Here is a 20,353-nt window from a genome sequence, read left to right on the forward strand (position 1 = left end):
TTCTTAGCTTAAAAATGAATAGTTAACAACAATTTTAGGACCCATAGATAAACGAGTGATGACATGGACAATAGAAACATCTTGATAATAGGTCCGCCTGACTCAGGAAAAAAAACGGCAGTTAAACATATGCACGGAGAAGATTTAGAGATTAAATCCTTTGCATACGGAAGGGCCATTATAAACAACAAAAAGAATTACCTTTTCAGTTCCACTGGAAAAGAAGGATTCAAATCCCTTGAAGATGTTCTCATGAATGATGGAACTGGGACAACCGGGATTATCATTGTTCTGGACAGTGCTAGGGGAATTACTGAAACTGATAATGAAATAATAGGATTGGTAAGTGAAAAAAACATTCCTTACGTTTTATTCTCAAACAAACAGGACTTAAATGGTACGGGTTTAAGAACAGATATTACAGATGCAATAGTTATTCCAACCATTGCAGCAGAGGGTATAGGAATACAAGACGGCCTTAAAATCTTATTAAAACAGATAGAACGAAAAAATAAACATATAGATGTTAAAAAATCAGAATACCAATATCAAAAAATATATAAATCCAAAAGATTATCTAACGGTGCTGCTAACGCTATAAAAGTGTATAAAAATGATTTAAAATCAGGAAAATCAGAAATCTGCAAACTTAAATTAATTATGCACCCCATTGAATTGGATAACGTCAAAGAAATCCTTGAAAAACGCGGTTTTTCAAACTTAACCTTGACCGAGATAAAATGCAGTGAGGACCAGGTAAACTCAATGGAAACGTACAGGGCTAGCCAGTACAGTGTAACATTGAAACCTAAAGTTGAGCTCAGTATGATAATAGCAAAAAAAGACGCTGAATATGTTATTAAAGCAATAGAAAGTATTAAAACAGATGATATTGAGGATGATATGTTCATTTATCCTATAGAAAGAATTTTAAGGATCAGAACCAGTGAAGAAGGTGAAGAAGCTATAGATTGAACTTATTAAAGATATTCATAGAATATTATATTTTTTAATTAAAAAATATTTAAAGGCTTTAAAAATAATTTAAGAGGGTTTTGGTTGTTTTTTTACCATCCTCTTTCTTGTAGTCTTTCGTTTTCTGGTATTTCACTTATCTCCAAACCAGGCATAGCCTCTCCAAGATTAGTGGAAACCTTAGCCAATAATTCCGCATCTTGATAATGGGTTGTGGCTTGTACTATTGCTTTTGCAACGAGTTCAGGGTTTTCTGATTTGAATATTCCACTTCCAACAAAAACACCATCAGCACCTAATTGCATCATGAGTGCTGCATCTGCTGGTGTGGCCACACCGCCGGCTGCGAAGTTCACAACTGGTAACCTTCCTTGTTTTGCTGTTTCTTTGACGAGTTCTAGTGTTGCTTCTTCTTCACGAGCCACAGCCCATAATTCTTCCTCGGTTTTGTCTTTGAGTTCACGGATGGTGCTCTGGATCACACGCATATGCCGTACAGCTTCTACAACATTTCCTGTTCCAGCTTCACCTTTAGTACGGATCATAGCAGCACCTTCATTAATCCTCCTCAAAGCTTCACCCAAGTTACGTGCACCACACACAAAAGGTATGATGAATTGCTTCTTATCAATATGATATTTCTCATCGGCAGGTGTAAGCACCTCACTCTCATCAATCATATCAACACCAAGAGACTGAATAACCTGAGCCTCAACAAAATGACCAATACGAACCTTAGCCATAACCGGAATAGACACCGCATCCATAATCTCCAAAACCTTAGACGGATCCGCCATACGAGCCACACCACCAGCAGCCCGAATATCAGCAGGCACACGCTCCAAAGCCATAACAGAAACAGCACCCGCCTCCTCAGCAACAGCCGCCTGATCAGCATTCACAACATCCATAATAACCCCACCCTTAGTCATACTAGCAAAACCCTTCTTCAAAACCTCAGTACCATGCAACATACAATTTTCCTCCTGAAATATTCAGTTTGTATTCCATTTAAAAGCCGTAATTTCTCAGTAATATTAAAATTTGCATAAAATTGGCCGTACTTTTGGATGAAAACCCATCCAAAAACTGCTTTTTTTAGAATTCTTATCCAGAATCCTAGACCATCTAACAATATATAATAGGTTTTTGGATTATTAAATATATTTCTATTGAAATTGGAGTTTCTATTGAAATTTAAGTACAGATGTAATTATTAATTTCTGGAAAATCTTGGTCCATAATTTTTATTTTTATAAAAATATTTTTGTCAAAAATTTATTTCATAACAAGAAATTGCTTCCTGGAAATTACTTAATACGAATCATGAATTTTATATGATAAATTTCGTATGAACATTATATTCTTTATTATAAATCATGAAGAAAAAAATTTATATATCTATTTTGACAAGTGTTCATTGACTCAAAAAATGAGGCTGATAAAAATGAAAAGAAGAAATTTTTTAGATAAAGAAGTAATTGACCAGATGCTGGAAGACACATCAAGAACAATAGACAGCATAAAACAAGATATAGAAAAAACAATAGTTGATTATACATTTGTTCCAGGTAAAGACATAATAGAAACCGACGACAGTATTATAGTGCATGTGGATCTCCCCGGTATCAAAAAGGAAAACATAGACTTAACACTCACAGAAACCAAATTGAGAGTTAAGGCAAAATTAGAGGAAGAGGATATAGAAAGAAGTTACATATCCCCCCACGATAGAAAAGCCGGTTTTGTGAGAAGAACTGTTAGATTCCCTAAAAAAGTGATACCTGACGAAGCCGAAGCTAAATACGAAAACGGTGTTTTGAGCGTTGATGTTCCTAAACTGGAGACAAAAGACAGCTTCACAGTGGACATCAAATAGAATTATAATAACAAATCTAATATTTTAAATCCATATCCTAGTGGAACATGATTTCCAGTAAGTATGGGTTCTATTTCTTTCTTTTTTAATTTAGAAACACAGTTCTCATAAAACCTGAGGATATTGAAGAGAACAGCAAAAAATATTCAAGCTCCTACAATTTTCCAATTTTACTAGTTTTTTAAAGTTATAAATCACAGAAGCAAACAAGAACCGCAATGAATTGAAAAAAAAGATTAATGGTGTTGAATTAGCGCTATCTTGGCCCCATTTGGGTCTTCTAAGAATGCTAAGGTTCCAACTGTTATTGGTGTGGGTTCCATGGTGATTTTGGCACCTTTAGATTTGAGTTCTTTCACTGTGGTGTTTATGTTTTCAACATCCATTCCCACTGAAAACAGGCCAGTTTCATTTTCTGTATTTTTTATGAGCTCTATCATAGCATCCCCTTCCCCTTTCAATAATGTGATTGTTCCTGCTGGTCCGAGATCGTATTGGCTATCTATTTCAAATCCCATAACTTCTGTGTAAAATTTAATTGACTCATCCATATCTTCAACTATGATGGTAACATATTTAACTTTCATATTTTATCACCATACGGATACTGTTTATAATTAACTATTAATGTTGTGTTTGGTAATTTTTTTATCAAGTAATTATAGCCATTATTTTTTGCAAAAATTATTAAAAGACATAAAAATTCAATTTATTAGGTAAGTAGTAACTCACAGGTAAAATTAACATAAGTTTTTAAAATTTTGAAAAATGCAGCAAAATAATTGACTAAGTATATACCTACTGGTTGAAATACGTGCTTTTTGATAGTTTTTATTAATGGAAATGAACTTAAAAATAAAAAAAATATTTTTTCTAATATTTTTTCTTCGTTATAGGACTGTTTAACGAAATAAATTGTATCCTGAATTCCAGGTTCACTTAACAAAACTACTCAAAATCATTAAATTTCAATCGTTGGTATATTCATATGATCATTTTAGCTCAAGTTTTCAATTTTTTAAAAAATTTTTGAGGATCCAAATCTTAAATTTCAATATGTCAAACTCTTGAGACTTGAAAATTATAAAATTCTTTCTAACTTTGGAAGTAAAATTAAGATAACAACTCTTTGGTTAAATCATATAGAAATTAATGACATTTTATTGTTATAAACTAAGGTTAAATCAAAGGACTTATAAAAAAAACGATTGGTGTTTAAATGGCTAATTTAATGATTAATATATCATATGTAATTTTGGCATTAGTTATTGTGGTCTTTTTAGATTTTAAATATTTTAAGCATGATTTTTGGAAACGGCTGATCGTAAATATAATAATTGTTTTAGTGTTTACTGCTTTCTATTATTTGTTTTTAATTAGTTTATAAAAAGGAAATCCTTCCAAATAAACCAAAAGTTCTAACCACTCTATTTTGTAGTTATATTACATGAAAATTAGCCTAAGACTCCCTTTTCATATATAACAACTATGGAGTAAACTATAATTTAATCTATAAATGAATTCTTATTTTTAAAAGAAGATAAATGACCTCTGAAGTCTCTAAAATAAAAAAGAAAAATATGGATAGTAAACTTATAATAAGGCGGCTACATCACCAGTGTTTGCATTTACATAGTTATAATCGTCTAAATAAGGTACTTTCCAGTAATATTCCTCGGAAACTTTAATTAGAGTAGGTTTACCTGCTTTAACTGAACTGGGGACTCCGCTTGCCTGTCCACTTTGTTCTACAAGTTTTTTTGCTTCTGCTGTAGATATTTTTACATTTGGAGTGCTATTTGTTGTTTTATTTACTTTTTTTGTATTAGTGGTAGTATTCTCTACGTTAGTTGTAGCATTGGACTGTGAAATTGTATCATTGGATGAATTCGTAGTATTATTTATAGTAAGCGTGTTAGAGTTTTGAGTTTCAAAAGCATAAACTGCTCCAACTAAAATCAAAAAAACTATTATTATTGCTGCAATAACTTTATTGTCTATTTTTCCACCCCCAATTGAATAAAAAGAAAGAGTTTATTCTTTTCATATATCCATAGGCTAATTTAAAAGTTTAATAATATAAATTTTTTCTATTAGTAAGATCACATTATTTCACTCTATTTGAGTTTTTCATCTTGATATCCAGGCAAATTATTTGATGAGTTAGAGGTGTAGATATTTTAAATAAATACATATAATCCAAAAATCATAGTTAAACATGAAATTATCTGAATTTTTTTAAACAAATAACCCCTTAACATTGGGATTGAAAAATAATTTTATTAACTTATTTTTATCGATCATTTAGTTCTCATCAGTTAATTGTTAATAATACTCGTAATAATACTCTCTTAATCAAAAACTAGAATCAATGGAGGGATAAAATATGAGTCAATTAAGTAAAGCAATTGAACCAAATATTAGGGCTTTCCTTGAAGAGGTTAACAGTCAGGGCGGGCCTCAGTTATACGAGCTTTCTGTGGACGATGCTCGCGAAGTTCTTTTAAAAGCACAGGATATGGAGGTAAAAAAGCTGCCTGCAGATATAGAAGACTACAATATTCTGGGAGGCCCTAACTGTAAAATTTCAATCAGGATCGTTCGTCCAAAAGGAAACAAGGAAATCTTGCCCGTTGTGATGTACTTCCACGGGGGAGGGTGGGTTTTAGGTAATAAAGTTACACACAGCAGGTTAATTCGTGAAATAGCTAATGGAGCTGAAGCTGCCGTTGTTTTTGTCAATTTTACACCTTCTCCTGAGGCCAAGTTTCCAGTAGCAATAGATGAGGCGTACCTTGCCACGAAATTCATAGCTGAAAATGGGGAAGACCTGAATTTAGACCCTTCAAAGATTGTGGTTGCTGGTGACAGTGTTGGTGGAAACATGGCTGCCGCCGTTACCATGATGGCAAAAGAAAACGGGCCGGATATCCTATTTCAACTGCTATTTTACCCGGTTACCGATGCAAATTTTGATACTCCATCGTATAAGCAGTTTGCAACCGATCACTTTCTCACCAGAGAGGCCATGAAATGGTTCTGGGACAACTATCTACCAGCCCATGAAACACGTAAACAACCATTAGCATCCCCTCTTCAAGCATCTCTCGAGCAACTTAAAGGTCTACCCCCTGCTTTAATCATCACAGGTGAATTCGATGTTCTTCGTGATGAAGGTGAAGCCTATGCCCATAAACTGAATGATGCAGGTGTAAGGGTTACAGCGGTTCGATACCTTGGGACAATACACGATTTTGTCATGTTAAATCCCATCACTGAGACCCCAGCTACCAGGGCTGCCATAAAACAGGCCAATGAAACACTTCGTGAGGTTTTTGAGGGTTAATCCAGATTAAGTGCTAAAAGTTAGTAAATTCTATTAAAATACATTAAATAATTATTATATTATAAGCGAAGTTGAGTTTGAGAACAATCATAATAAGACAGGTAATTCTTATTATGCATAATCTTTTTTTCTTGAAGCTTTTTTTGAATTTATGGAAAAATAGTATGGTTTTAAGAAGTTGAAGATATAATTGAACATTACATGCAAATAGTTATTTATTCTATGGTTTACATTTTCAAATTATATTTTTTCCTATAAAGTTATTAAAAAAACTTTGTAGAAAATGTTATATATATCTTGTTCAATAGTTTTCATTAACCCTATGAATATTAATAATAATTTTTTATTTTCTGTAATAGGGGACTTGTAAAAACCTTTAAATGGGAGATACTCTTTTTCCTAGCTTATTTAAGTTTTTACAGGAATGTTTTTAAAATAATAAATGAGGTGACATATTTGGATAAAAAATATATGATCGGAGGAGTTTGTTGTATTGGAATAATTCTAGTAGTTATTGTATTTATGGCAATGGGCGATCATAATACAGGAAGCAGCTCAACAGCTTCAGCTGATAATAGCACCACAAGTAATGTTGCAACTGGAACACAAATACAAATAAATTACACTGGTTCATGGAGTGGAGCATACACAGATGACTCAGGATCCCAATCGATTGATGGAACAGGTTCAAAAACAATTAATGTATCCAGTGATGACATATCCACAAGTGCAGATGCTCAGAAATCAGATGGTAGTAGTAAACAATTAACTATAACCATAATACAAGATGGAAAGACAGTGGCAACCAAAAGCACAACAGCACAATATGGAATGGTTACGGTTTCAAATTAAAAGGCTTTAAAATATGTATAGAATATCATTTTGTCATAGGATGCCTGAAAGAACCTTCAAAATTAAGGGACATTATTTTCCGGTTTGTTCAAGGTGTACTGGGATTTATCTTGGAGCATTATGCTATTCTATATATACCTATTTTTTTTATGTAAAATATACATGGATACTAATTTTACTGGCTATTTTAATGATAATTCCAACTTTCATTGATGGATTTACTCAATTGTTGGAAATGAGAGAGAGTAATAACACATTAAGGTTTACAACAGGATTAATTAGTGGATTAGGATTGATGATAATAGCCAAATTTATAAAATACATTGTATTCCTATCTATAATCAAATAAAGGTAAAAAAAATATAAAATTAGGGTTCTTAAGGTCGTTTTATAAGTAGATTTAAGCTTCTTTAAGAAGAATAATATTATCAGTTACATCTTCGAATTCTTCGACACTGCTAAATTATTCTGGATTCAGTTTTTACTCTTAAATAATTTCAGTACGTTTATCCCTTAAATTCCGTGCATACAAGCATTATTGTTTTAATTTTAAAATTTGTTGCAACTATAATAATTTTTTTTATATCTTTGTACCACATTTTTCGCAGTATTTTGCTGCATTATTGTTTTGAGTTCCACACTCAGAACAAAATGTCATTGGTAAACCATTATTACCCTTATTTACAATTATTTCTAATAATTTAATGATTTGATTGTTTTGTTCAATGAGAATGTCCGTTTTAACTGATTGAGATGCAAGAAATCTGCCATTTACTTTATCTAATCGAGAGATTCCATCAGTTACATACGCTTTATAAACTTCATCAGCTAATTTAGCTTCTGTAACATATTCCGCCTTCCGCTCTTCTATAAATCGGGTCTTAGCAGCTGTCTCTCTATAATACCTTTCTATTTCATCCATACTTTTACCAGTTTTAGCCATATTTTTTAGTGTTTGTTTAAGATGAGGTTTAACTGAATTATTAATTGGCTTACTCATCAATTCATCTATTCTCTGTTCTTCTGGACTTTTTTCTTTAGTACTTAACAATCCCATTTTTTACACCTCAAGGAAGAGTTTTTTATTCTAAAATTACAAAAATAATATAAATTACTAAATTTCCATTGATTTATCCCAAAATAATTAACAAAACTAAACTCATAAAATTTCAAAATGAATAATGGCTTTATGTATGATTCAAACAGCTAGTTAATAGTGGATTTATTCTCATGTTAACAATATGGTTTTAACCATCAACTGCTTTTTTTACGTTTTCATGATCTAACATTTTCATTAAAAGGTCTAATTCACGTTTTTTACTCTGTAACTCATGTGAAAGAATGTCTTTTTGTTTCTTTTCTTTGTCCAGCTGGTCGTCCTCAAATTTGTATATTCCATTTAGATGTATATTCTTCTGTTCTGCAGTTGTTATTCCTAAATGCTTAAAATTTGTTTTTTCCAGTGCTTCTATCTTTTTGAGATTTAAGATTTTTTCTCTCATATAACAACGTATTTCTGGTTTATATCCTGCTCTTCAAGCGCATTTATCTGTTTTAAAACTTCTTTTACCTCTAATTCAACTTCTTCAAATCCCATTTTAAAGTCCTCCTAGGAATCTGGGTTATGTACAAAATTGATGAAACAAAATCTCCAAAGACTAAAAAATAAAAAAAGAAAAGTTAGAAGAAAGAATGAGCAATTGATACTACCCCATACTGGGCAGATGTGCTTTTAGTTTCTACTACATTTCCATCTTCTAATATTTCTACAGTTAAAGTCCCACTTCCACCATCTTTCTTCTGGAAACAAGCTGAAACTACTGATGGGCTTCCAGTTACTTCGAATGTTTTACTACCGCTTCCATCAACAGTTTGAGATCCAGATGTATCTCCATAGCTACCACTCCATGAACCTGAATCACTTACCTTTACTTGTATACCTGAGGCACTTGAACTAGAGTTAGAACTATTAGAAGATGATGTGGGTGTTGAAACCGGTGTTGAAACCGTATCTGAACTTGTATTTGTTGCTGTAGTTTTATCAGGAGAAAACATTCCACTTACAACAACTAGCAATATAAGCCTTATACAACAAAGACCAACAACTCCTACTGCTGCTTTACCCCTGTACCCTGTTTATTCCACCATCCACTGAACCCACCGAAACTGTTGCTTGTTTTATTAAGTTTAGATGTATTTGCATTACTTCCTAACTTGCTTCCACAGTTTTCACAAAAAACAGCAGTATCCTTGTTTTCATTGCCACATTCTTGACATATCTTTGTCAATTTTTCATCCTCCTTAATTTTTTCGTATTACTCTGTTCAGTTTTTCCATGTTTATCAGTACAATTTTCATTAAAATTTATATAAGAAAAACTAAAATTATGTATTTCACACTACTAATTTAACCTTTACTATATAATCAGAATCAAAAGGTTTATATACTTCCTCAATCATTTAAAAAATCCATAATAGCAAACTGTTCAACTTTAAAGGGATTAATAGTTCAAACTTCCCAAAAATAGTGTTTTAATTATAATATTTTAACTAAAGATGATTATAAACTAAAAAAATAAATAAAAATAAATAAAAATGGATGTTTTAGTTTATTTTATCTGAATTTACCATCTAAACGCATTTAACCATTTAACTCCTCAGCAATTTATTCATTTAGAGTTGTATGTTCAGTTTTTCCTTAAGGATAACACCGAGAGATCCTCCACCTACACCTGCAACAAAGGTTAAAACTATTGCAATAAATCCATAAAACACATTCCACAGAAATTTGAAGAAACTGTCATTGGAAGCCGTCTTTGAAGCCGTGGATGATCCAACAGATGATAGTAACGGGCTCAATGAAGCCATGATTGAATTAGTAACGCTGATCATAACGAACATAAAAATGCCGATTATTAAACCCAAACTAATTAAGAGGATTAAACTCAAAACTCCCCCATTTATACCCCCATCTTCCAAACTATTGCAACCCAAAAATCCAGTTACTATACTACCAATGAATGCCATGATTGCCAAGGTAAAAATAGCATAAAACGTGATCCCATCCCCAGCGATCCCTAACACACCAAGAAGGAGTGATGCCAGGATAAAAACAAGCACAGAAGCTGCCAATCCTATAATAACAGTTAAAATGTTTATTCGACTGTTGATCGACATGATCCTGTTTTTCAAATTAGGTTCTTTAAAATACTCTTTACCTGAATTAGAATGGTTTTTATTGGTTTTTGACTTTTTAGTTGGTTCATTCAAAACCTCAATAGTATCCACAAAATTTAATCTCCCACCACAACTGCAGGTTTCAAAGTCTTCTGCGGATTCTCCTGATTGTAATTCGTAGTATCCATCACATTTATCACAGATTAAGTAACCCATTTTTTAACACCAGATCTTATGTCAATTAAAACATAAACTTAATATTTGCTATTTAAATGTAATAGAAAGCTTTATATACTTATTAATTCGTCTCAAAATCATTGCTGGTGAATTGTTCAACTTTAAACGAATTATTAATTCAAACTTCCAAAAAATAGTGTCTTTTTTCAATAATTTTTGCATATCCCGTATTAATACTGCCAAAATATTCAAACCATTTGAATTCGTGGGATATTAAACAAAGAAAAACTCTTTGCAGTAAAACAAACCTTCCAAAGAGTTCTGTTAATTACTTTCCCAAAAATTACATGGTTTACTACCATCCACATAAAACAGCATATATAAATATTAAAAAATCATAATGAAAACTGGGGATTAAACTGGCTAACTGTGAACGTTTATTTTTTATTTTATCTTTAAACGTATCCGTTGCCTTTTTGGACAAAATAGGTTTAATCCCCTAATAATTTTAAAGGGATTTAATTAATTTTCAAGTTACTATCGTTAGGGATCGTACTATTTTTTGAGAAAATCTATATTCTTTAGGAAATATATATAATAATTGAATTTAACAAATATTCAAAACACCCCAAAATTAGGGAATAAAGGAAGGATAAAACATGGCTAATACTGATAAACTATCACAAATAAAAGAAAAAGCCGATGAGATATTAAAAGATCACAACGGTGTTTATCTTGAAAAAAGATTATTTAAAACTTTAAAACGGGAATTCCCTGATTTATCTAGGAAAGATTTTCAGGATGTTATGGAAGAAGTGTTAAAGATGGGTTATACCCTGGAACATGCGCTTATAAGGCCACTTCCAAACAATGAAAAACTGGTTAAAGATTACGATGACGGTAAAATGCCTGGAAAAGGCACATCTGATATTCCAAGAATACCTAATAAAAGAGAACTGGAATAGAAATTTCACTTATCTAATGAAATTTCCATTTATTATTTTTAATTTTAAAGGGAAGCAGTCTCAATTACTAAATAATTTTCTCCTTTTTACAGGGCAATACATTTAAGGGCAATATCACAAATTTAATACACAGGATCCGTAAACTATCAAAAACCTATTATTTAGAAAATTTAAATGAATAGAAGGGGATTGTTATGCGTAAAAAAATATTGTTGCCTACAGACGGTTCGAAACAGGCAGAAAGGGCTGGAGAGTATGCAGTAGCCAGTGCAGATTTAAACGGTGTAGATATCATTGTTTTAAATGTGATTGACACACATTACCTTGATGCGTTGCCACAGCAGGATCTCCAGGATCAGCTTGCAAATGAGTTAAAAGAAGAGGGAAGAGAAGCTGTTGAAATTTTTAGAAAAACATTAGAAGATCGTCAATGCGAAGGAAAGTGTAAAAACGTTACATTCACCACCCTTATTAAAGAAGGAAAGCCAGCAAATGTTATACTTAAAACTATAGATGAAGAAGATATAGATCAAGTTATAATGGGAAAATCTGGTAAACACGGTTTAGAAAAGTTGCTGTTGGGAGCAACCACCGAAAGGGTTGTAAGATCCGCTAACATACCAGTTAATGTGATATCTTAACACTCCACATTTTGATTTTAAACTTTTTTATAGGTTGTAATTCTTTTTGAGGAAATAAAAAATAATTTGGTATAGATTTGGGTTTAAATGGGGAATAGCTACTTAAATGATATTATATTATATTCTTATCATAGACTTTAGGAAGTGAAAAAATATGGTTCAAGACACTATTAAAGATATTATCATGTGGAGACCTATAATAATTGCAACAGCCATTGTTGTAGCAATTTATTTTGTATCCGATATGTTATCAGGTCAAAGTTTATTGTTCTCCGGTTTTCTACTAGCAGGAATAGCAGTTGGTTTTATGGTTGGAGGAAACATAAAAGCAGGATTGATTAATGGAGCAATTACGGGTGTGATTGCAGGAATTATAACCACCATAATGTTAATAATTTATCTGTTAATTGAAGGCCTCAGTGCTTCAGTTATGGGATCTATAGGGGGCACACTTGCCATGTACATAGCTGTGGAAATAGTCATAGCAATAGCAGGTGGAGCCATTGGATTCTTTATAAACTCAGAAACAGAATTTGCAAACGAAGAAAATGACGAATCTGAGATACCTGAAAATTAAATTTTAATTTTTCTATTTTTTTATTTACTAGTTGCAGGATCTATTGGCTAGTTGCAGGATCTATTGTCCCACAAGAAGATCAATGCAACAAAAAAATTTATTTAAATTCAGTAACATAATATTAGTTGAAATTAAATTAGTTAATTTAAGTGAAATTTAATAATTCTCTGTTCTTATTTTCCGGATTTATTCTCATTAATTTAATATCCCTAATGATTGAATCTGTAAATTAGATTTTAATTGACATCTATAGAATCAATTAGAGGTGATTTAAAAATGAGTGTGGAAGAAAACCTGAAACTGATGCAAACACTGGATGATGCATGGAACTCCCAGGACTGGGATACCTTCAACAAACGCCATGCTAAAAATGTCATGGTGTACTGGCCAGGCCAACCAGAACCTACAGAAGGACAAAAAGCACATCATGAAGAGGCTGTGGATTTTTTTAAAACGTTCCCTGACAACCACGTTAAAAACCGCCCTTATAAAGTCCTTTTTGGTCAAGGGGACTGGACATGTTCTGTGGCTGAGTTTACAGGCACTATGAAAGGGCCTATGATTGGTGCTGATGGAAATGAGATTCCAGCTACAAACAAAAAATTTAAAGTGGAGTTCTGCACAGTAGCCCACTGGATGAATGGTGAGATAATCGAAGAAAAACTTTTCTACGACTTGGTTGGACTGATGAAACAGCTCGGTTTGATGTGAAGGTGCTTAGTTTTAAGTGATCCAAATCCCATATACCATCTAATATTCAGATTAAAATTCTAATATTCAGATTAAGGTCCTAACTTGGAGGCTGCAAATTTTGGTCAACGTAATTTACCCAGATATGAGCATGATCAATCAATCCACTCAATCCCTCATAATCATATTTGTAATAATAATTCTGTTACAGCTGCGAGAGCGAAGGGTGAAATCATGGAAATTGATGTTAATGCCCGCGTTCATGTTTCTTATAACTGCTGGTATTGTGTACAATGTTTTATTTTCAGATATACTAAATTTTACCCTGATAATAACCGGTTTTATCCTAGGAATAGGTCTTGGAATACTTATAGGCTCATTTATGAAGGTTAGAATAGATGAAAATGGATCAATGATGTTGAAAGGTTCAGCGATAGCTGTGGGTCTGTGGTTGCTGGTAATAGCCTTAAAAATATACGGAAAAGACATATTAAGTGGAACTGGGCTCATCAACCTCGACGTTCTAATATCCATGGTATTAATGATGACACTCGGTGCAATGATTTCAAGACGTTTTTATGTTTATATGAAATATTTGAAGCATAAACAGATGTTAAACGGGCAAGTAATTTAATATTCATTTTTTTATTTTCAAGATATGATGATAAATTCGATGAATCTTACAGTTATAAATGAATTCAGTTATAAAATATAATTCAACCAGAAAATATCTAACTAAAGATAGTTGAAGGAGGGATTTAATGGATTTTAAAGACTGTATAGATTTTGCAAATGAAAATCCAATTGCATGGTTGGCAACCAGTGAAGGAAACCAACCTCATGTAAGGGCTCTGGGGATGTGGTTTGCAGATGAAGGGGGTTTTTACTTCCAGATCGGAGGCACTAAAGATGTTTATAAGCAGCTGTTAAAAAACCCGCACGTTGAAGTTGGATTCTATAAATCTGGAGAAATGAGCGGCACCATGATGAGGGTAACTGGAGAGGTAGAGTTTGTAGAAGACCTTGAAATGAAGAAAAAGGTTTTAGAAGACAGGCCATTTCTCAAAGAATTCGGACTCACACCTGATAATCCCTCTTTAGTTATATTCAAAATTCCAAAGGGTAAAGCACATTTCTGGAACATGGCAACCAACCTTGAACCAAAAATGTTCATTAACTTCGGAGATTAAGTATTTTTTTACCTTATTTTTCATTCAATAAATTCTAAAAAATAATGGAAAGGGCGGACTACAAAATATGGTAAACACAGATCTACAAGGAAAATCAGGCTCATTCTGGGAGGAAATGTGTCCAGCTACAAATTTTCCCCCACTTGAAGAGGGATTAAAAGTTGATGTTGCGATAATTGGAGGGGGTATTGCAGGGATCACTGCCGCAATACTGCTAAAAGAAAACGGACAGACTGTGGCAGTAATAGAAGCTAATAGAATTGTAAAAGATGTAACAATAGGCACAACAGCCAAAATAAGTGTTGCCCCCAACATGATATACAGTAACCTCATATCCACGCTTGGTAAGGCCAAATCTCAAAAATTTGCCATGGCAAACATGAACTCCCTGAAAAAAATAGCAGATATTGTATCAAAACGGGATATAAACTGTGATTTCAAGTTTGTTCAATTTTATATTTACACAGAGTTAGCTGATAAAGTTGAAACGATCAAAAGTGAAATAAATGCTGCAAAAGAATTGGGTCTAACTGTATTTTACACAGAAAACGTGCCTTTACCATTTGAAACCGGACCTGCCGCACTTTACGAGAATCAAGCCCAATTCCATCCACGAAAGTATCTTTTGGCCCTTTCGGATGATATACCCGGCGAAGGTAGTTATGTTTTTGAGAATACACGTGCCATCGATATGAAAGAAGGTAAAATCAAGGAAGTTCTGACAGACAAAGGTTCAATAATGGCAGATAATGTTATAGTGGCAACCAACACCCCAATATATGACCCTGATATGTTGTACAATCATCTTCATCCTGGACGATCCTATGTAATGGGAGTCTATGCTAAAGGTGAGTTTCCTGAGGGCATGTTCGTTGACTTCGACCCGGTACATACTTATCGAACAGCCCCTACGCAAAAGGGTCAGCTTATAATAGTCGCTGGCGAACATCACGATGCTGGAAAAGTCACAAATACTAAGGAATATTATAAGCGACTTGAAAATTACGCACGTCAACATCTGGATATTGAATCAATAGAGTACCACTGGTCAAGTCAGGACAATGTTACAGACGATGGTTTGCCCCTTATTGGTATGACATCAAAAGAAGGTATATACGTTGCAACAGGTTTTGGATTCTGGGGTATGACCACAGGCACAACCGCAGCCATGGTGCTTACAGATCTCATAACTGGCAAAGAAAACCAGTTTGCGGACTTATTTGATCCTACGAGGTTCAAACCAGTTGAAAGCACCGAAGACATCTTAAAACAGGAATCAACTGTTAAAAGTGTTACTGGAAAAGAGATCTCAAGGTCAAAAATTCTTGATACCGTAGATCTTTCTCCAGATGAAGCAAAGACCTTTGGAGAAGATGGTGAGATGTTTGCAGCTTATATGGATGATGATGGTAGTATACATGCCCTCCAAGCTGTCTGCACCCACAGGGGCTGTTTACTTACATGGAACAATGCAGAAAAAAGTTGGGACTGCCCATGTCATGGCTCCCGCTTTAACTTTGATGGTGAAATACTTCACGGGCCTGCAGTTAAGGAGCTTCGACGGTATATTTAATAGAAATAGTCTTTATTCATAAAACTTAAATTTTAATTCCTTATCCTTTTTTAAAAAATTTATTCTTATAGATCAACATTTCTGTTAATCCGCAGTCTTAATCTTTATCTGTCTTTATTAAAGTTTCCAACCGTTTAATGGCACCATATTTATCTTTCTTCTCAAGTTTTGCCTGTTCCAAGGCCTCTCGAATTGTCCATATGGAATTATCATAGACCTCACGGTCAACTGGATATGGATATCCGTCTTTTCCTCCGTGGGTGAAGCTGTATTTAACTGGGTCCTTCCAGCTCGGCTCGGAGCCATAAACAAGGTCAGATATCAATGCAAGGGCACGTACCTTTTTGGGCCCTATTCCCTCAAGTGAAACCAGTTCCTCATAGTCTGAAGGTTGAATTTCCCAGGCCCTCTTTAAAACGTCAAATTCTCTGTCTGAAAGGTCCATATCAAGCACAGGATGGTGGCGAGGCATTCTAAATTCGTTGAAGTAATCTTCAAGGTGTGTCTGTGATTTTTCAACAAGAGGGGTTCTGTCTTTGAAGTACTTTTTGAGATGTTCTGGATTGTCACAGATCAGATCAACACTGACATCCCTTGCTTCATTACTCTGGTGGGCCGTCATGTCAAGGGTCTGAAGTTCTGGCTTGTCACAGCATATTCCTTTGTGAGGTTCTTCAACAAACTCACTCACCGATTCTGAAAGCCAATGGTAACGTCTTGCATAGCGGGTCTCCTCATTCATTCCCTGCTGCACCACTGCCCATTCACCTTTTTCTGTTAAAATAAATGAGTGATGGTATAGCTGATATCCATCCTGAATACATGAGTTGTCGATCTTTGCTGAAATCTTGCTTGCATGCACCATCTCATCGATCTTACCTGTGGACAGTGAAAAAATATCACCGGCCTTTTCAATATCTGAAGGCGTCTTCCTCGATGCTTTACCCTTACCACCTGCAACCAAGATGCCATGCTCCTCCGGATCAATTGCCAGTTTAAGAGCCCCACAGGTTGTGGTTGTGGTTCCTGAGGAATGCCAGTCAAAACCCAAAACGCATGAAAAGGCCTGGAACCAGTAAGGGTCTGAAATTCTCCTTAAAAATTCGTCTGCATCGTATTCATAGAGCATGACATCTACAATGCCCTTGGTTAATTTAACCATCCTTTTAAAAAGCCATTTTGGGGCGTGACCACCATGTAATGGCAAGTTGGCAACTCCCCTTCTGGACTGCATATCTTTACACTTCTCACATAAATTCAATTACTGAATACGTCTATTCAAATTACTGAACATACCATTCAATTTACTTAGAATAATCTTCAATGGTTTCATCCAGTTCCCTTAAAATTTCTTCGTTGCCTTTCGGTTTGTAAGATGACTTTATTTTATCGTGGTAACCCTCCAGGTTCTGGAGGAAATCTTCAAGATCCTCTTTTTCCAATTGTTCACAGAATTTCCCGTATCCAAGCCTCTCAATGTAGATGGCATTCAGGATCTGTTCAAACTGTTTCTTTACTGGTATGCTGAGAACTGGTTTTTGGAGGTATAATGCCTCCGTTATCATTGTAAAACCACCGTTGGCTATAACCGCCTTGCAGGAGGCAAGATCCCTGTAGAACTGGTCTTCGTTGAACTTTCTAAACTGGAGGTTTCCATCAACAGTATCTTCATTGAAACCGTAGACAATACAACTCTCGTTGGTGTTTTGCAGAAGATCCATCAGCTTTTTGTTGGAGGTACTCGTCTGGTAAACCAGGATATGGTCTCCAAGCTCCGGTTTAAGGTTTAAGATTTCCTCCCGCAGTATTGGGGAGAACATTTTTGCCTTTTCAGGATTTTTAATGGGTGCTTTGAAGAAACTGGTAATTAGGTATCTTTTTGGTTTTGTTGTGAAGGAGTAAGCAACTCCTTCTGCCCTGATCCTGTCGTTACGATATTTTCGAGGTACATCCAGTACGCACTGTGTAAGAACACTTATGTTATCAAGGCTTATGAGGGGTATTTTCACAAGCTTGCTCATGATGTTAGCGTAGAACTCGAAATCTGAGACAATCACATCGGGCTTGAATTCCTTGACAACATTATTCATAATCTTTAGGCTATTTTTAAGGTCTTTGGGAAATCCTTTCATCCCTTTGACAAAAGTTTTCCTATTTTTAACTTCATTATCTTCATAAACTGTGTTGAAACCACCTATCTCATAAACATTGTCGTATTTTTTTGAAATGTACTTGTAAGCTCTGTCGCTTGTAAATATAACCACATCATTTTTCTTTGCCAGATGTTTTATTACAACCCCACTTCTAATTGCATGTCCCATTCCCTCGCCGCAGATGGAATAAAGAATTCTTTTTCTTCTACTTTTTCCTTTTTCATTAGAAGTTCCTACCTTTAGAGGGGTTTCATCTACGTTATCATCTGGATGATCTTCATTATTATCTTCACTGGAATAATCGAAGTCATAATCCAACTCTTCAGCAGTTATTTTCCTACCGGAAAACTGGTAGAGGGTACTTTTGGCATATTTAAATGCAATATTTTTCCTTCCCTCTTTTTCAAGTCTTCTTATGGAAACAAGAAGTTGAGGTTCTCTTAAAACTCTAAAGGAGCTTATTTTAGCAATTTTTTCTATGTAATCTGTGTCCTCACCAAAGTCAATTGCCTCATCAAAGCCTCCAACTTCATCATGAAGTTTCTTCATGGTTAATATGCCGTAACAACCAGCACCGTGTGGTTTTATGGATTCAACACTCTTCATGAATAAATTTGCAAAATCATGGGATACTTTATCTATTAAACTATCGCTTAAAGGCGTTATCTGGGTAATTGCAATGCCCAGTTCATTGTCTATGAATTCGTCTAAAGCAGATTCAAGGTAACCTGCCGTTAGTATAACATCTGAATCCAAAAATAGGAGATACTCCCCCTGGGCCACACTCGCCCCCCTATTACGACCTATAGCGGGAATACCTCCTTCAACAACTTTACAACCGTATGATTCTGCAATTTCCCTGGTTTTATCCTTTGAATTTGCATCGGCTACTATAACTTCATAATCCCGGAATTCCTGATTTTTTATGCTTTCCAATAATTTGGGAAGGTAATCTTCCTCGTTATAAGTTGGAATAATAATACTGATTTTCATCTTTTCAATCCTAAATATGTTCTTTAAATGATACTTTGACTCTAAAAAATATAAATTTTTAAGTTATCATAGGTATGGAAATTTTAAGTTATCAAAAGTAGGAGAATAGATTCCATGAAACAAAAAATCCTCCACTTTTATCCTTAAAACTATTTGAAAGACTGCTAAAAATCTCTTTATCTGTCATGTTTGAGTACATTCTGAACACGGTTTTATTGCCAGTACTTTCAGTTATGGTGGCATTGTAACCTGTAAGATCCAGGGGTTCTACCTGATTTATCACGGTTACATCGTGGTAATGTGTGTTTGAACCAGCTATTTCTATTGCAAACCCTGCCAAAATTATTAATACTATTATAAACGCCGGTTTTATAAGGTTTTTCACTGAAAACGGCTTTTTTAAGAAGTAAATAACCAGAAGACCACCAAGACCTATCATCGCAGGTTGTGAGAACAATCCACCGTCCACCATACTGATAAGGGCCAGTGTAACGGCAAATGCAAGTATTAATTTATGGACACCCCTACGGCCGTTCAAAGAAAGAAGTCCTGTGATATAAACAAGCGGGAATGTCACGATAATTATCAGGGGAAGCGGATATACGTATTGGATAAGCGAGGATCCGGTATGTATGTTTGATGGAACATGTATTCCCAGTGTGCTTATGGTGTAACCTAAAACGGATTTAAAAACATGGGTGTGGGTAATGCTTGTTGAGGTTTCGGTTGGGGTCACAGATATAAACGTTGTAAATGGTGAAACACCGAATCTGAACCTTAACCATAATTCGATGATTATACCAACAGCATAAGTGAAAAGAACAATTATTATGGTCCATTTTAAATATTTTTTACCATCCAACCCCTTCATAAATGGTTTTTTTTGAATTCTAGTGCTGTTAACTATGAGCGAATTAATTAAAAGTATGCTACCCATTATACATAATAACAGAACAGTTTTACCATCGGATGAACCCGAAAGAATAGGCCATAAGACCGTCATTAAAAATTCGTTCAAAAATCCTGTTGTTAAAATTATAAACCCAAAAATAATCATTAAAATTCCGATTATACCCACGCGGTCCAGTTTCAATGTAAACCCTCTTTATTTTTCGTTTAAATTGTTAAAATTTTGTTAAATTGATTAAAATGCCATAATAGATACT

The 20,353-nt window shown here is 34.2% G+C and carries 23 protein-coding genes; 12 read left to right on the forward strand and 11 right to left on the reverse strand.

The window, feature by feature from the left end:
- Positions 1–63 precede the first annotated feature (63 nt).
- Positions 64–975 (forward strand): P-II family nitrogen regulator, encoded by a 912-nt coding sequence (locus MSWAN_RS08890; protein WP_013826310.1) that lies wholly within the window; start codon positions 64–66, stop codon positions 973–975.
- Between the two features lie 92 nt (positions 976–1,067).
- Here the strand turns inward: MSWAN_RS08890 and pdxS are convergent, their stop codons facing one another.
- Positions 1,068–1,949, reverse strand: coding sequence for a pyridoxal 5'-phosphate synthase lyase subunit PdxS (gene pdxS, locus MSWAN_RS08895; RefSeq protein WP_013826311.1), 882 nt, complete (start codon positions 1,947–1,949; stop codon positions 1,068–1,070).
- Positions 1,950–2,422: 473 nt separating this feature from the next.
- Between pdxS and MSWAN_RS08900 the strand changes: the two genes are divergently transcribed.
- The gene (locus tag MSWAN_RS08900; protein ID WP_013826312.1) at positions 2,423–2,854 is read left to right on the forward strand and encodes an Hsp20/alpha crystallin family protein; all 432 of its coding nucleotides are present in this window, start codon (positions 2,423–2,425) and stop codon (positions 2,852–2,854) included.
- A 236-nt stretch (positions 2,855–3,090) separates the two neighbouring features.
- Here the strand turns inward: MSWAN_RS08900 and MSWAN_RS08905 are convergent, their stop codons facing one another.
- Positions 3,091–3,441 carry a VOC family protein gene (locus MSWAN_RS08905; protein WP_013826313.1) on the reverse strand — a complete coding sequence of 117 codons (351 nt, stop codon included), beginning with the start codon at positions 3,439–3,441 and terminating at the stop codon, positions 3,091–3,093.
- Between the two features lie 1,006 nt (positions 3,442–4,447).
- A complete protein-coding gene (locus tag MSWAN_RS08910) occupies positions 4,448–4,816 on the reverse strand; it encodes a hypothetical protein (RefSeq protein ID WP_013826314.1) in 369 nt (122 codons plus the stop codon).
- Positions 4,817–5,240: 424 nt separating this feature from the next.
- On the opposite strand from MSWAN_RS08910, the gene MSWAN_RS08915 reads away from it, so the two are divergent.
- The 3 genes from MSWAN_RS08915 (at position 5,241) to MSWAN_RS12515 (ending at position 7,401) form a co-directional block, all read left to right on the forward strand.
- Positions 5,241–6,200: an alpha/beta hydrolase gene (locus tag MSWAN_RS08915; RefSeq protein ID WP_013826315.1), complete on the forward strand. Its 960-nt coding sequence runs from the start codon at positions 5,241–5,243 to the stop codon at positions 6,198–6,200.
- Between the two features lie 456 nt (positions 6,201–6,656).
- Entirely contained in the window at positions 6,657–7,052 is a 396-nt protein-coding gene (locus MSWAN_RS08920) for a hypothetical protein (RefSeq protein ID WP_048188059.1), read from the forward strand.
- A gap of 13 nt (positions 7,053–7,065) precedes the next feature.
- Entirely contained in the window at positions 7,066–7,401 is a 336-nt protein-coding gene (locus MSWAN_RS12515) for a DUF2085 domain-containing protein (RefSeq protein ID WP_013826317.1), read from the forward strand.
- A 231-nt stretch (positions 7,402–7,632) separates the two neighbouring features.
- Here the strand turns inward: MSWAN_RS12515 and MSWAN_RS08925 are convergent, their stop codons facing one another.
- The 5 genes from MSWAN_RS08925 to MSWAN_RS12350 form a co-directional block, all read right to left on the reverse strand.
- Positions 7,633–8,109, reverse strand: a complete 477-nt coding sequence (locus tag MSWAN_RS08925; RefSeq protein ID WP_013826318.1) for a zinc ribbon domain-containing protein — start codon at positions 8,107–8,109, stop codon at positions 7,633–7,635.
- A 190-nt stretch (positions 8,110–8,299) separates the two neighbouring features.
- Positions 8,300–8,554 (reverse strand): hypothetical protein, encoded by a 255-nt coding sequence (locus MSWAN_RS08930; protein ID WP_013826319.1) that lies wholly within the window; start codon positions 8,552–8,554, stop codon positions 8,300–8,302.
- Between the two features lie 178 nt (positions 8,555–8,732).
- Positions 8,733–9,128: a hypothetical protein gene (locus tag MSWAN_RS08935; RefSeq protein ID WP_013826321.1), complete on the reverse strand. Its 396-nt coding sequence runs from the start codon at positions 9,126–9,128 to the stop codon at positions 8,733–8,735.
- Positions 9,129–9,160: 32 nt separating this feature from the next.
- On the reverse strand, positions 9,161–9,340 hold the full coding sequence (locus MSWAN_RS08940; RefSeq protein ID WP_013826322.1) for a zinc-ribbon domain-containing protein: 180 nt from the start codon (positions 9,338–9,340) through the stop codon (positions 9,161–9,163).
- A 384-nt stretch (positions 9,341–9,724) separates the two neighbouring features.
- Positions 9,725–10,444, reverse strand: coding sequence for a hypothetical protein (locus MSWAN_RS12350; RefSeq protein ID WP_013826323.1), 720 nt, complete (start codon positions 10,442–10,444; stop codon positions 9,725–9,727).
- A gap of 620 nt (positions 10,445–11,064) precedes the next feature.
- On the opposite strand from MSWAN_RS12350, the gene MSWAN_RS08950 reads away from it, so the two are divergent.
- The 7 genes from MSWAN_RS08950 (at position 11,065) to MSWAN_RS08980 (ending at position 16,041) form a co-directional block, all read left to right on the forward strand.
- A complete protein-coding gene (locus MSWAN_RS08950) occupies positions 11,065–11,370 on the forward strand; it encodes a hypothetical protein (protein WP_013826324.1) in 306 nt (101 codons plus the stop codon).
- 194 nt (positions 11,371–11,564) lie between these two features.
- Complete coding sequence (locus MSWAN_RS08955) at positions 11,565–12,011, forward strand: universal stress protein (protein ID WP_013826325.1); 447 nt, start codon at positions 11,565–11,567, stop codon at positions 12,009–12,011.
- 154 nt (positions 12,012–12,165) lie between these two features.
- Positions 12,166–12,588 carry a DUF5518 domain-containing protein gene (locus tag MSWAN_RS08960; RefSeq protein ID WP_013826326.1) on the forward strand — a complete coding sequence of 141 codons (423 nt, stop codon included), beginning with the start codon at positions 12,166–12,168 and terminating at the stop codon, positions 12,586–12,588.
- A gap of 276 nt (positions 12,589–12,864) precedes the next feature.
- The gene (locus MSWAN_RS08965) at positions 12,865–13,299 is read left to right on the forward strand and encodes an ester cyclase (protein ID WP_013826327.1); all 435 of its coding nucleotides are present in this window, start codon (positions 12,865–12,867) and stop codon (positions 13,297–13,299) included.
- Positions 13,300–13,399: 100 nt separating this feature from the next.
- The gene (locus tag MSWAN_RS08970) at positions 13,400–13,912 is read left to right on the forward strand and encodes a DUF1453 family protein (RefSeq protein WP_013826328.1); all 513 of its coding nucleotides are present in this window, start codon (positions 13,400–13,402) and stop codon (positions 13,910–13,912) included.
- A gap of 127 nt (positions 13,913–14,039) precedes the next feature.
- The gene (locus tag MSWAN_RS08975) at positions 14,040–14,468 is read left to right on the forward strand and encodes a pyridoxamine 5'-phosphate oxidase family protein (RefSeq protein WP_013826329.1); all 429 of its coding nucleotides are present in this window, start codon (positions 14,040–14,042) and stop codon (positions 14,466–14,468) included.
- Positions 14,469–14,535: 67 nt separating this feature from the next.
- Positions 14,536–16,041, forward strand: coding sequence for an FAD-dependent oxidoreductase (locus tag MSWAN_RS08980; protein ID WP_013826330.1), 1,506 nt, complete (start codon positions 14,536–14,538; stop codon positions 16,039–16,041).
- A 97-nt stretch (positions 16,042–16,138) separates the two neighbouring features.
- Here MSWAN_RS08980 and MSWAN_RS08985 read toward each other — a convergent pair whose 3' ends face one another.
- The 3 genes from MSWAN_RS08985 to MSWAN_RS08995 all read right to left on the reverse strand — a co-directional run bounded on the left by MSWAN_RS08985 (position 16,139) and on the right by MSWAN_RS08995 (position 20,280).
- Positions 16,139–17,275, reverse strand: coding sequence for a DUF763 domain-containing protein (locus MSWAN_RS08985; protein WP_013826331.1), 1,137 nt, complete (start codon positions 17,273–17,275; stop codon positions 16,139–16,141).
- 70 nt (positions 17,276–17,345) lie between these two features.
- Complete coding sequence (locus MSWAN_RS08990; RefSeq protein WP_013826332.1) at positions 17,346–19,187, reverse strand: MJ1255/VC2487 family glycosyltransferase; 1,842 nt, start codon at positions 19,185–19,187, stop codon at positions 17,346–17,348.
- A gap of 91 nt (positions 19,188–19,278) precedes the next feature.
- Positions 19,279–20,280 (reverse strand): hypothetical protein, encoded by a 1,002-nt coding sequence (locus tag MSWAN_RS08995; protein ID WP_013826333.1) that lies wholly within the window; start codon positions 20,278–20,280, stop codon positions 19,279–19,281.
- Between the last annotated feature and the right edge of the window lie 73 nt (positions 20,281–20,353).

This window comes from Methanobacterium paludis, from assembly GCF_000214725.1.
Taxonomy (GTDB): Archaea; Methanobacteriota; Methanobacteria; order Methanobacteriales; family Methanobacteriaceae; genus Methanobacterium_C; species Methanobacterium_C paludis.

Coding starts and splice junctions, on each gene's coding strand:
- MSWAN_RS08890 (WP_013826310.1), top strand. CDS start 64: ATGGACAATAGAAACATCTTGATAATAGGTCCGCCTGACTCAGGAAAA.
- pdxS (WP_013826311.1), bottom strand. CDS start 1,949: ATGTTGCATGGTACTGAGGTTTTGAAGAAGGGTTTTGCTAGTATGACT.
- MSWAN_RS08900 (WP_013826312.1), top strand. CDS start 2,423: ATGAAAAGAAGAAATTTTTTAGATAAAGAAGTAATTGACCAGATGCTG.
- MSWAN_RS08905 (WP_013826313.1), bottom strand. CDS start 3,441: ATGAAAGTTAAATATGTTACCATCATAGTTGAAGATATGGATGAGTCA.
- MSWAN_RS08915 (WP_013826315.1), top strand. CDS start 5,241: ATGAGTCAATTAAGTAAAGCAATTGAACCAAATATTAGGGCTTTCCTT.
- MSWAN_RS12515 (WP_013826317.1), top strand. CDS start 7,066: ATGTATAGAATATCATTTTGTCATAGGATGCCTGAAAGAACCTTCAAA.
- MSWAN_RS08925 (WP_013826318.1), bottom strand. CDS start 8,109: ATGGGATTGTTAAGTACTAAAGAAAAAAGTCCAGAAGAACAGAGAATA.
- MSWAN_RS08930 (WP_013826319.1), bottom strand. CDS start 8,554: ATGAGAGAAAAAATCTTAAATCTCAAAAAGATAGAAGCACTGGAAAAA.
- MSWAN_RS12350 (WP_013826323.1), bottom strand. CDS start 10,444: ATGGGTTACTTAATCTGTGATAAATGTGATGGATACTACGAATTACAA.
- MSWAN_RS08950 (WP_013826324.1), top strand. CDS start 11,065: ATGGCTAATACTGATAAACTATCACAAATAAAAGAAAAAGCCGATGAG.
- MSWAN_RS08955 (WP_013826325.1), top strand. CDS start 11,565: ATGCGTAAAAAAATATTGTTGCCTACAGACGGTTCGAAACAGGCAGAA.
- MSWAN_RS08960 (WP_013826326.1), top strand. CDS start 12,166: ATGGTTCAAGACACTATTAAAGATATTATCATGTGGAGACCTATAATA.
- MSWAN_RS08965 (WP_013826327.1), top strand. CDS start 12,865: ATGAGTGTGGAAGAAAACCTGAAACTGATGCAAACACTGGATGATGCA.
- MSWAN_RS08975 (WP_013826329.1), top strand. CDS start 14,040: ATGGATTTTAAAGACTGTATAGATTTTGCAAATGAAAATCCAATTGCA.
- MSWAN_RS08980 (WP_013826330.1), top strand. CDS start 14,536: ATGGTAAACACAGATCTACAAGGAAAATCAGGCTCATTCTGGGAGGAA.
- MSWAN_RS08985 (WP_013826331.1), bottom strand. CDS start 17,275: ATGCAGTCCAGAAGGGGAGTTGCCAACTTGCCATTACATGGTGGTCAC.
- MSWAN_RS08990 (WP_013826332.1), bottom strand. CDS start 19,187: ATGAAAATCAGTATTATTATTCCAACTTATAACGAGGAAGATTACCTT.